Source organism: Mesohalobacter halotolerans, from assembly GCF_006120725.1.
Taxonomy (GTDB): Bacteria; Bacteroidota; Bacteroidia; order Flavobacteriales; family Flavobacteriaceae; genus Psychroflexus; species Psychroflexus halotolerans.
Window position 1 is genome coordinate 596,857 of the sequence record NZ_SWMU01000002.1, and the last position, 11,001, is coordinate 607,857.

Here is an 11,001-nt window from a genome sequence, read left to right on the forward strand (position 1 = left end):
TACTTTAGAAACATTTTCTGAGATAATTGCTAAGGATACATCTACATCTTCTTCAGGTATTCAGAAGGCACGGGAATACTTTCTGTACTGGCTGTCCTTACTGGTCCAGCTGTGGTAAATACACTTTCACTTCTGGTTGCATTGAAAAGCAAGATTAATGCTTTATCATTTCGAACCTCCTCCAATCTTCGAACAACTTTTCAAAAGCTTTCCAAGAGATTTCAACTTTTAGAGAAGAACACGCTTCTCAAATAAACAACAGTATTAGCGCAAAAAAGGAGAAAAAACACAGTCATTATGTAATTACTAAAGAACAATACTCTAATATAAGGATATAAACTCGTCCAAACACCCAAAAAAACTTTTTTCCATCTTTCTTTAGACCTTATAGAGTAGTCTAAATTGGACACTTTTTTATAAAATGTATTATTTAGCAGTTACAAGCAAATGAAAAAACAAACAACACGAATGAAACCGACAGAAAAAAATATATCATCTTAACTTACCAAAATTAACGAACTGACGTAAAATTAATGGCAAATAGTAATATTGAAAAACAAAAACTTTCAGTAAAGTTTAATAAAAGTATATCTAAGGACCATGGGACATTATGGAGATTTAAATATAATTCAATACATTCTATTCTTACAAAAACACTTTATTTTTAAGTGGCTTTGTTTATTTAGATAAGTACAGACAAGTATATACATCTTTCTTTTAAATAAAAACCCATATTAACTGAATGGGAGCGAATTATTATTTATTTGTTTTTCATTTAATCTTCATTCTCAAGAAAAAATTGGACCGCTTTTTTATGCAGGTTTCCCTATTCTTAATCAACAAAATTTTGCACTAGGTATTTTGTGTATAATATATACAAAACTTAAAAAGCTATGTAGTGTCCCTAAGTAATTTGCATTTAAAGCTTCAATAGGACTAGAGCTTCTACCATATGGTGCAAAAAACTGCAATACAACTATTGCTAAACAAGTTTATCACTTAATCGCGCTGCATAAAAAGTCTTTAAATCTTGAGCATCAACGTCAAAAAAATAAACGCTATACAGAGTTATCTTCAGCAATTTTTTATAGCCATTATTCTCATAAATATTTGATTATTAACAAATACTGCACTTTAAAACAAAACTTCTTTAATTAAGCCTTGTTTATTCAGTTATATTAATGGTTCCATTCATTGCACTATGAAATTCACAGTTATAATATAATGTATCAGGTGCATCAGTAGGCACTGTAAAAGTAATTGTTCCACTAGAAACACCATTGTTTGTCACCCCACTAGTATATGCGTCATTTGACCCTGTTGTATTTACAGTATTTATATAAAATGGATGCGAAGGTGCGTCAACAGTAAAGGTGTATGTTTTACCCCTTTCAAGTGAAAGATCTGGGTTTGATGCATTAGTGAGACCACCACCATTAAAGGTATATGCAGATGATCCACTAGCAGTAACATCATAGTCAACAGTTTGTGTCTGTCCTTCATTGGATCCTATATTTCCTTCAGCAATATATGTGCTCATTTCAGTTCCACTAAGATGTACATTGATGTGAGCGTCAAGAGTTAAAATGTCGTTATAGCTTAGTGAATTTCCATCATTAAATTCTGCAATGTGTGTCATGGCTATTCCAGTACCTCCATCAACAGCCGTTAAATCTACAATGGACTCTCCACCTGTAGCGACATCATTTGCATGAATATGTGAGGGATGTTCATTACCAGCTTCAGTACCTTCTAGGGTTACCGTTAATAAAGCGGTACCATTGACTCGTTCTTCAAATTTGGCAGTTCCGCTTATACCTGCAACATCTGCCTCTTCTAGGGTATATGTTTTAGAAGTTCCTGTTAATTCATTACCCCCAATATCAACTTGGGCTACAATAGTGCTTAAATCAGTTGAACTTAGATGTACATTGATGTGCCCATCGTAGTCAAGTAAATCGTCATAAGAAATAGATGAACCATCATCTAAAGTAGAGAAATTAGTTGAACTCTTTCCAGTTGAACCATCTACAGGGGTTAGACTTCTAGCAACTCCACCTGTCTCTGCGACAGAATTGACGTGAATATGGGCTGGATGTTCACCATAATCAGGTGTTCCGTCTAAATCTAACTCTACAGTGATGGAATTGTCGTTCATTTCTATAAAAGTGGCTGTTCCAGACACTGAACTTCCACCAACACTACCTAAGTTATAAGTCTTTGATTTTTCTGTAGGCGATACACCGTTTCCATAACCATCTCCATTATCGTCATCGCTACTACAGGCAGTTACAAAGACTGCAAAAATCGATAACAGAATTAATTTTGGTAATACATTTTTTAATTTCATAACAAATTTTTTTTTATCAATTAAAGGATTTATTTTTTTTTTTTTGCTTAATAATAGTTAAATAATATTAAAAAATTTAAAATTAATCCAGATTTATGGTTGCAACTATTTTGTGAGGAAGTTATAAAACAAGTTAAATAAACTCTTAATACTGCCAAAATCAATGAAAAGATAAGTCTCACTTACCGATACAGAAATTAGCAAAAATATTACCCAAAAGTTCATCATTAGTCACTTCGCCGGTAATTTCTCCAAAATGATAAAGGGCCTGACGAATATCAATGGCCAATAAATCGCCGGTTAGTCCCGCATTTAAACCGTCCTGTACATGATTCATTTCTTCAAGTGCACTAAGCAAACTGTTGTAATGACGGCTGTTGGTAATGATGGTATCTTGATTGTCTAAGCGTCCGGTATCCACATAACTGACCAATTTGTCTTTAAGGGTTTCTACACCAGCTTTGGTCTTGGCAGAAATAAATTTGACCTCAGGGAGTTGTTGTTTGATATAGTCTCGGGTTGCTTTGCTAACGTTGTCAGATTTGTTTGCTAAAATGATTAGCGGTTTGTTAGGGAATCGGCTTTTTATTTTGTCAATTTCCTTGACAATATGCTTGAGTTGGCTTTGATTGTTTTTTACCAAAGACGCATCAAACAGCTTGATAACCAATTGCGACTGTTCAATTTTTTCAAAGGTTTTTTTGATACCTAAACCTTCGATCTCGTCATCTGTTTCCCGAATTCCTGCCGTGTCTATAAATCGGAATCCAATACCTTTAATCGCCAACTCATCTTCTATTGTATCTCTAGTCGTTCCGGCAATGTCGGAGACAATGGCGCGTTCTTCGTTGAGTAGAGCATTTAGTAAAGTGGACTTCCCCACGTTGGGTTCGCCGACAATCGCCACGGGAATACCTTTTTTAATCACATTCCCAATCGCATAAGAATCAATAAGCTGAGTTAAAGTGGTTTGAATCTCGGTCACCAGTTGTTGAAATTGATCACGGTTTGCAAATTCAACATCTTCCTCAGAAAAGTCGAGTTCCAACTCGATCAAAGAGGCAAAATCCAGTAATTGCTGACGTAAATCTTTGAGCTGATTTGCAAATCCACCTCGCATTTGTTGCATCGCAATCTGGTGTGAAGCTTCGTTGTCACTCGCAATGAGATCAGCTACGGCTTCAGCTTGGCTTAAATCCATTTTACCATTGAGAAATGCGCGCATGGTAAATTCGCCGGGCTTTGCCGTACGGCAGCCTTTACGGTTCAGCAGTTGTAAGAGTTGTTGTTGAATAAAAGGTGAACCATGGCAGGAGATTTCCACACTGGGTTCCCCGGTATAAGAACGTTTTCCTTTAAACACACTGACTAGAACTTCGTCTATTATTTTTTGGTCATCTAAAATTTTTCCAAGTTGTAACGTATGTGAACTTTGATCTTTTAAGGGTTTACCACTTTTTGATTGAAATAAAGAATTGACAACTTCAATAGACTGTGGTCCAGAAACACGGATTACTGCTATAGCTCCAGATCCTGAAGGTGTGGCTAAAGCAACTATAGTTTCGTCAAGTATCATGATTCAATATTACTTTACAAAGGTAATTTTTTAAATATAAATTTTTAGATATATTTGAGAAGATAAAATTTACAATCTATGACAAACTATCATGTCTGAAACCCTATCATGTCCGGCTTGTAAATCCAATGGTCAAACGGATATAAAAGGCTGTTCATCTTGTGGTTATTCCTTTGAGGCCACATCTGAGGAACAATCAAAGTTTATTGGTCAACTTATCCTTAAAAAATCAACACTCAAAGAAGCTAAAACGAAACTTAAAAGAGCACGTATTGCCTTATGGATAATCGGTGGTTATTTTGTACTTAGTGGTGTGTATTTTATGTTAACTTTTGAAGCATTTTCACCATTATATTTTGTACCGCCTATGATTTTTGGGTTATTATTTATAGGGTTTGGATTTTTAACCTTTAAATCACCCATAATCTCTATTGTTATTTCTTTGATATTAATCATTTCATATTGGGGTTTTAATGCTGTGATAGACATTAATGCAATAATAAGAGGCCTATTATTTAAAATTGTTATTTTAATGGTAATGATTCATGCTTTAATGAGTACTATACAAGCCAAATCCATACAAAAAAAAGTAAATATTTAAATAAAACGATATAAATATTGTAACAAATATTAAATCTTTTAGTCTTATAAGTAAATCTATTATTTATGGAAGTCATCAATAAAAATAAACGTGAAGACAACCAATTGTTAGTAATTACTCACCTAAGTCAACTCTTAACAGTCATGACTGGCTTTGGAGGTTTAATCGTTCCTTTAATTATTTGGGCTACACAAAAAAATGAGATTAATGATTTGGATGAACACGGTAAAGCTATCATTAATTTTCAAATCAGTTTAATCATTTTAGCTATCATTTGCGTGCCTTTGATATTTATTATTGTCGGTATAGTAGGATTAATCATTTTAGGTATTTTAGGTCTAGTCATGCCTATTGTTAACGCTGTAAATGCTTCCAATAAAGCGCCAATCCACTACCCTTTTACTTTTAAATTTTTGAAGTAATTTCTTATTTAAAGTTTTCCTAGCTTTTTCAAAACAAAAAGCAACACTATTGGAATTGTGAGCAAGACTACCATCAAAAAATGTTCCCTCAAAACCCAAGGAGATAATATAATAGTAATAAAAAAACCACCCATAGCACCACCAAAGTGCGCATCATGACCAATGTTATCCTGACCGCGTTTCATCGCCCATATCGAATACAGCAAGTATCCGATACCAAACACATAAGCCGGTAAAGGAATAAAAAAGAATAACCCTAACATCATATCCGGTCGTAATAAGATAGAGGCATACAACACCCCAACTACTGCACCACTTGCCCCAACTGCAGTATATTGAGGGTCATCTTTATGAAAATAAAGCGACAGTAAATTTCCCAAAAGCAAACTTCCTACGTATACGCCAATAAATCCACTCACACCCAGAAAGGCAATTACAGAATTAGCAAAAAAATACAAGGTTAACATATTGACAAACAAGTGAGTCGGATTAACATGTAGAAACGCTGAAGTCAGCACACGTAGTCGCTCACCCTGATGTATTGGCCCTATTTTAAAACTGTAACTATGAAAAAAAGAATGGTCATTAAACCCTTTGTATGACATTAGCACATTCGCGATAATAATGATGATGGTGACCAATGAAATTTCTTGCATATTCCTAAAACTTGTGAGTGCCAAATATACATATCTTTGTAGCAAAATAAACACTTGACTAAAGTCATTTACATTTTTATTTATATTGTTTTTAAAGGAATTTCACTATTGCCTTACAGTGTAATTTATGTTTTATCTGATCTGCTTTATCTCTTCATTCATTATCTGATTGGTTATCGTAAATCTGTGGTATTTTCAATGCTTTAATTTAAACAATGATGCACTATACTATTTATTCCCCTTCACCAGATACCAATCTACCCAGGCCTTCATTTGCTCTATGGAGTTGGGTCTTAAGAGTATTTCCCTTTCATTATCCAATAGATACATCGTTGGGGTTGAAAACACATAGTAATCACTAACAATTTGCCCATCCCATTTTTTATAATCTGTAGTACTTATAAATGGAAAGTCTTTTGTAAAACTCTTGTAATCTGTTTCATTTTCATCTAAAGAAACTAACACCAATTCAACACCTTCCTGTCTCCAGCTGTTATAATATTGAGCTAGCTCAGGGATTTCTTCCTGACACTTAGAACACCAACTGGCGCCGAAAACTACAAGCGTATAAGGACTTTGCAAGTCACTTAACTTTTCAATCGATTGATTAGGAAATATCGTATTTTTAGTAAACCTGATATCCGGAGCTGTTTTCCCTTTTTTCATGGCGCGGTAGCTCTCCAACTGTTTGGCTAAATCACTATTTAAGGTACAACTGGTTTCATTTAAGGCTTTAAGGGCTAAATATTCTGAGGCTTCAAATAGACTGTGTTTTTCTAGTAAATCAAACAAATGGTTAGTCACGATGTTGAGTTTCTCTTCATCAAAGACTAACTTCTCAAACATGGCATCTATGGAGACTTTCATAGACTCAAACACCTGGTCTAAAGGCTGGCCACTATTCTCTAACAACCAAAAGTGATTGTCTATCGCGTCTTTAAACAGACCGCTCTTATATAAGCGTTTATCAGTATAATCAAGGGCTCTAAAAGCCGCTATAGTCTCCGGTATTTCTTTAGGTCTGTACTGGGCAATGGTTGAAACATTGCTCACTAGTTTACGTGTAGGTAAAAACCAGCGGACGTAACTGTCCTCAGGTAAAGATGCTATAAAATTATCGTCTTTGGCTTTCAGGTGTTGTTGCTCTTCTCGTATGGCTTGTTTTGCTTTGGTATGGGTTTTAAATTCTTCATTTGCCAGATACATTTTTTCTAAATACGCCCAAGCAGTTAATGCTTGTTCTCGTTTAGGTTGCTCCTCAGCGTACTGCTCAAACCATTTATTCTCTTGGCCTTTTATTATTTTGATCGTTTCGGGTTGGCTTAAAGCTTCCCCCATAATTTCAATGTCTTCGCCACTTAAAATCACAAAAAGTGGTTTTTCATCTGCTGACATTACGTAGCCAACGCCATGATCTGTTTTTGAATAGCTGAGATTAAAATTTCCATTTTCATCGATGTTGGAAGATGAAATAAGATAGGTTTTAAGACCGTTAAAGCCTTCGAGTTTAATTGACTGTTTGGCTAGCAAGGAAAGGTTTCCGCTTACTGTTTGGCTAAATCCCCAAACGGGGTATAACAGTAAAATTAAGATATAACTAAATTTATTCATAACTCTCTTTTTTCAATTTGATTACATTCTATTTAATTGCTTAAATCCAAGTACAGTCCCATTTGTTCTTTTTTGATATTCATGACCGCCATAAACTAAAAAAGGAATCACTGAAGACTTAACTTTTGAAAATTGCTTTAGATTTTTAAAAAAATCGGTGTGTATTGTTTTAGAAGATTTAATTTCAACAGCCTGTAATTTAGTGCCATCTTCAATCAATAAATCTACTTCGTTGCCTGAAGAATCTCGCCAAAAATAATAGCTTTCATGGGTTTTGTAATTAAAAGTGCTCTTTACTTTCTCTAAAATGATGAAATTTTCAAAGAGCTGTCCTTTTGCAAAATGAACCTTGACATCTTCTGCCGATCGAATCCCTAATAAATAGGCTAGTAAACCGGTGTCGTAAAAATAAACTTTCGGAGTTTTAACAATGCGTTTGTTGAAGTTTGTATGATAGGGAGATAGGCGAAAGGCTATAAACGAAGCTTCTAAGAGCGACATCCATGAATTGATGGTTTTATTGTCTAATCCCAGTTCATTACCTAAGCTACTTTGGTTGAAAAGCTGTCCTATTCTCCCTGCTAAAAGTTTTATGAATTTCTGAAATAAATCAAGGTTCATAATATTTTTAAGCATTCTTACATCGCGTTCGATGTAGGTATTCAAGTAATTTCCATAATATTCAACGGGATCAATATCATTTATCCACTTGCGTGGATACGCACCATTAACCACATAATCTTCCCAATTATCACAATTGTAATGGCCCTGTTTGAGTTCTGTAAGCGACAAAGGCAAAAGGTGAAAAAGCGATATTCTACCTGCGAGCGATTGAGAAATATGCTGAGACAATGAAAAGTGCTGTGAACCTGTAATTAAGTACTCTCCATTAATTTGGCGCTGGTCTGTATATACTTGTAAATAGGAAAACAGTTCGGGCACATATTGAATTTCATCAATAATAACACCATTTTTATATGTTTCTAGAAATCCTTTTGGATCATTTTTAGCAAAACTTCGTAAAGAAATATCCTCTAAATTTACATAAGTATATGTAGGTTTTAGCATTTGGCAAAGGGTTGTTTTCCCCGATTGTCTAGGACCCATAATACCGATAATAGGAAACTTTTGTAGAGCTTCGAGTATCTTTGGAGCAATATGACGTTGAAGTTGATTCATTTTGTAAAATTAGGAATTTAATTCCTAAATAACAAAAAAGACTTGAAAACTGAACGTTTTAAACTTCACTTTATCAACCTCGCTTGTAGGAAAACCTATACTATAAACTTTTGATACAGTTGCTTTAACGTACTTAGAACTCACCTTATATTCCTTTACTTTCTGCAAAAATAGCATAGCATCTTCATTGTAGCACTTATAAAATAAGCCTTCTTTGTAGAGTGTAAATAGAGTGCTGTTTGCACTTTGGGTTACTTTTTCTGCTATTGTCATATCACTATTCTGAAAAAAAAAAACCGCTTACTTCGACAATGCTCAGCACAAGTCGCGGTTATAAAATCCTGCCATCCGCTGAAAAAGCGGAATGGCAGGATAAAGTGTCACACTTCGGCTATCGCTCAGTGTAAAAATCAATCAAATCGCTCCGCTAATCACTCTTCGACTCCGCTAAAGCTTCGCTCAGGGTTAATCCTTGAGGCAACGCACAGAGAAGCCGTCCGCTCGGTAGAAGTTATCCATGCCGGCAACGCTGAAGAAGTAGAGGCCGCGTGGATTGGCGCTGATAACCGTACTGCTCCAATAGTCGCCGGAGGTACCAACACCGTAGAGCAAAGCATTGTTTTTGCGGCGGTAGCCCGCCATGGGCAATTTAAGCGGGGAGGCAAAGGCTCCTGCGCTGTTGTTGCTACTCCAACTCTCGCGTTCAGCATCCAATTCTGCTTCGGTTGGCAAACGATAGCCACTTGGGCATGGATTGTTCACCCCATTTACGCCCTGCCACAAATTATCGTTTTGTGGGCTGCGCCAGTCAAATTGATTACTGCCATTGGTAATAAAATCTCCATGACCTGGCTGGTCAGAGCTGCTCAGGGTAGAAGTAGTTCCAGAGTCTCTACATTGATGTCCATCAGCGCCTCTTCCCCATTGGTATAGATCACCGTAAGCAGCGGCATCGGTACTGCTGGTTGCCACCTGGCTCGCGCCAAGGTTCCTGTCCATCCAGATTTGACCTGTGACGGGATTGAAAACATCAACCACTTCAGTAGGATTATTTGAGTCGCAGTGTACCGTTCCTTCTGGATAAGAACCAATAGTTTGGTTCTGAATTTTTGCAACGATTGCATCAACTTCTGCCTTGGTATACATTAGTTGCTCAGCATAAGACTTTGTAACAGCATCCTGATCATCAGTGGGGTCTGCCAGGTTTTTTAATTGGTTCGTCCCCATATTAACATTGTCTGTGGCGTCTGCAAACCCGCTTAAAGGTATGTTATTTTTGTCTAGCTTAGCGTCTGTGACGCTTGCGTCTTGTATCTTACTTGTATTAATGGCATCATTGCTTATAGTTAAAGCGCCGTCATTGGCTAATGTCGCATCACCAGACAATGAGACTGCTGTTGGTGCATTTCCTGTATCGCCTACTAATATAGACCCAGATGTTAAGCTTTCAATGTTACCTGCCGGTCCTTGTGGTCCAGTGAGGTCTGTTGTGGTAAAACTACTGCCATCACTAAAGTTTAAGGTAAAGGTTCCATCATTATTATCTGTTGTTGAAGTAATGCCTACACCATCTTCACCGTCTTGACCGTCAACGCCATCGTTGCCAGGATTACCTATCGGTCCTTGCGGTCCAGTTGGACCAGTTGCGCCTTGTGGTCCAGTGAGATCTGATGTAGTAAAAGTAGAGCCATCACTAAAGTTTAAGGTAAAGGTACCATCATTATTATCTGTGGTTGAAGTAATGCCTACGCCGTCTTGACCATCTTGACCAGTTGCTCCTTGTGGTCCAGTGAGGTCTGTTGTGGTAAAACTACTACCATCACTAAAGTTTAAAGTAAAAGTTCCATCACCATTATCTGTTGTTGAAGTAATGCCTACACCGTCTTGACCATCAGCTCCATCCTGGCCATCATTTCCTGGATTTCCCATCGGTCCTTGTGGTCCGGTAGGACCGGCTGGTCCAGTAGGTCCTTGTTCACCAGTTAGGTCAGCAGTGGTAAATGTAGAGCCATCACTAAAGTTTAAGGTAAAGGTACCATCACCATTATCTGTTGTTGAAGTAATGCCTACGCCGTCTTGACCATCTTGACCAGTTGCTCCTTGTGGTCCAGTGAGGTCTGTTGTGGTAAAACTACTACCATCACTAAAGTTTAAAGTAAAAGTTCCATCATTATTATCTGTGGTTGAAGTAATACCTACACCGTCTTCACCATCTTGGCCGTCAACACCATCGTTACCAGGAATACCAATTGGTCCTTGCGGTCCAGTTGGGCCGGTTGCTCCTTGTGGTCCAGTGAGGTCTGTTGTGGTAAAACTACTACCATCACTAAAGTTTAAGGTAAATGTACCATCATTATTATCTGTTGTTGAAGTAATGCCTACACCATCTTCACCATCTTGGCCGTCAACACCATCGTTACCAGGAATACCAATTGGTCCTTGCGGTCCAGTTGGGCCAGTTGGTCCTGTAGCGCCTTGCGGTCCAGTGAGGTCTGCTGTAGTAAAAGTAGAGCCATCACTAAAGTTTAAGGTAAATGTACCATCATTATTATCTGTTGTTGAAGTAATGCCTACACCATCTTCACCATCTTGGCCGTCAACACCAT

The 11,001-nt window shown here is 36.9% G+C and carries 9 protein-coding genes and 1 pseudogene; 2 read left to right on the plus strand and 8 right to left on the minus strand.

Annotated features, from left to right (window positions below):
- Positions 1-41: 41 nt before the first annotated feature.
- The 3 genes from FCN74_RS12220 to mnmE all read right to left on the minus strand — a co-directional run bounded on the left by FCN74_RS12220 (position 42) and on the right by mnmE (position 3,926).
- A complete protein-coding gene (locus tag FCN74_RS12220) occupies positions 42-185 on the minus strand; it encodes a DUF6266 family protein (protein WP_262710026.1) in 144 nt (47 codons plus the stop codon).
- Between the two features lie 980 nt (positions 186-1,165).
- Positions 1,166-2,350 carry a hypothetical protein gene (locus FCN74_RS07250; protein WP_138931915.1) on the minus strand — a complete coding sequence of 395 codons (1,185 nt, stop codon included), beginning with the start codon at positions 2,348-2,350 and terminating at the stop codon, positions 1,166-1,168.
- Between the two features lie 178 nt (positions 2,351-2,528).
- Positions 2,529-3,926: a tRNA uridine-5-carboxymethylaminomethyl(34) synthesis GTPase MnmE gene (gene mnmE / locus FCN74_RS07255; RefSeq protein WP_138931916.1), complete on the minus strand. Its 1,398-nt coding sequence runs from the start codon at positions 3,924-3,926 to the stop codon at positions 2,529-2,531.
- A gap of 91 nt (positions 3,927-4,017) precedes the next feature.
- On the opposite strand from mnmE, the gene FCN74_RS07260 reads away from it, so the two are divergent.
- Together FCN74_RS07260 and FCN74_RS07265 are read left to right on the plus strand one after the other, a co-directional pair.
- Positions 4,018-4,527, plus strand: coding sequence for a hypothetical protein (locus FCN74_RS07260; RefSeq protein WP_138931917.1), 510 nt, complete (start codon positions 4,018-4,020; stop codon positions 4,525-4,527).
- A gap of 65 nt (positions 4,528-4,592) precedes the next feature.
- The gene (locus FCN74_RS07265; protein ID WP_138931918.1) at positions 4,593-4,949 is read left to right on the plus strand and encodes a DUF4870 domain-containing protein; all 357 of its coding nucleotides are present in this window, start codon (positions 4,593-4,595) and stop codon (positions 4,947-4,949) included.
- An 8-nt stretch (positions 4,950-4,957) separates the two neighbouring features.
- Here FCN74_RS07265 and FCN74_RS07270 read toward each other — a convergent pair whose 3' ends face one another.
- From FCN74_RS07270 to FCN74_RS07290, 5 genes and pseudogenes are all read right to left on the minus strand, one after another.
- A complete protein-coding gene (locus tag FCN74_RS07270; RefSeq protein ID WP_138931919.1) occupies positions 4,958-5,605 on the minus strand; it encodes a rhomboid family intramembrane serine protease in 648 nt (215 codons plus the stop codon).
- 228 nt (positions 5,606-5,833) lie between these two features.
- A complete protein-coding gene (locus tag FCN74_RS07275) occupies positions 5,834-7,216 on the minus strand; it encodes a TlpA family protein disulfide reductase (protein WP_138931920.1) in 1,383 nt (460 codons plus the stop codon).
- A gap of 21 nt (positions 7,217-7,237) precedes the next feature.
- A complete protein-coding gene (locus FCN74_RS07280; RefSeq protein WP_138931921.1) occupies positions 7,238-8,395 on the minus strand; it encodes an ATP-binding protein in 1,158 nt (385 codons plus the stop codon).
- 24 nt (positions 8,396-8,419) lie between these two features.
- The gene (locus FCN74_RS07285; RefSeq protein ID WP_138931922.1) at positions 8,420-8,668 is read right to left on the minus strand and encodes a hypothetical protein; all 249 of its coding nucleotides are present in this window, start codon (positions 8,666-8,668) and stop codon (positions 8,420-8,422) included.
- Positions 8,669-8,860: 192 nt separating this feature from the next.
- A pseudogene (locus tag FCN74_RS07290) lies at positions 8,861-11,001 on the minus strand (FISUMP domain-containing protein); the annotation flags it as partial.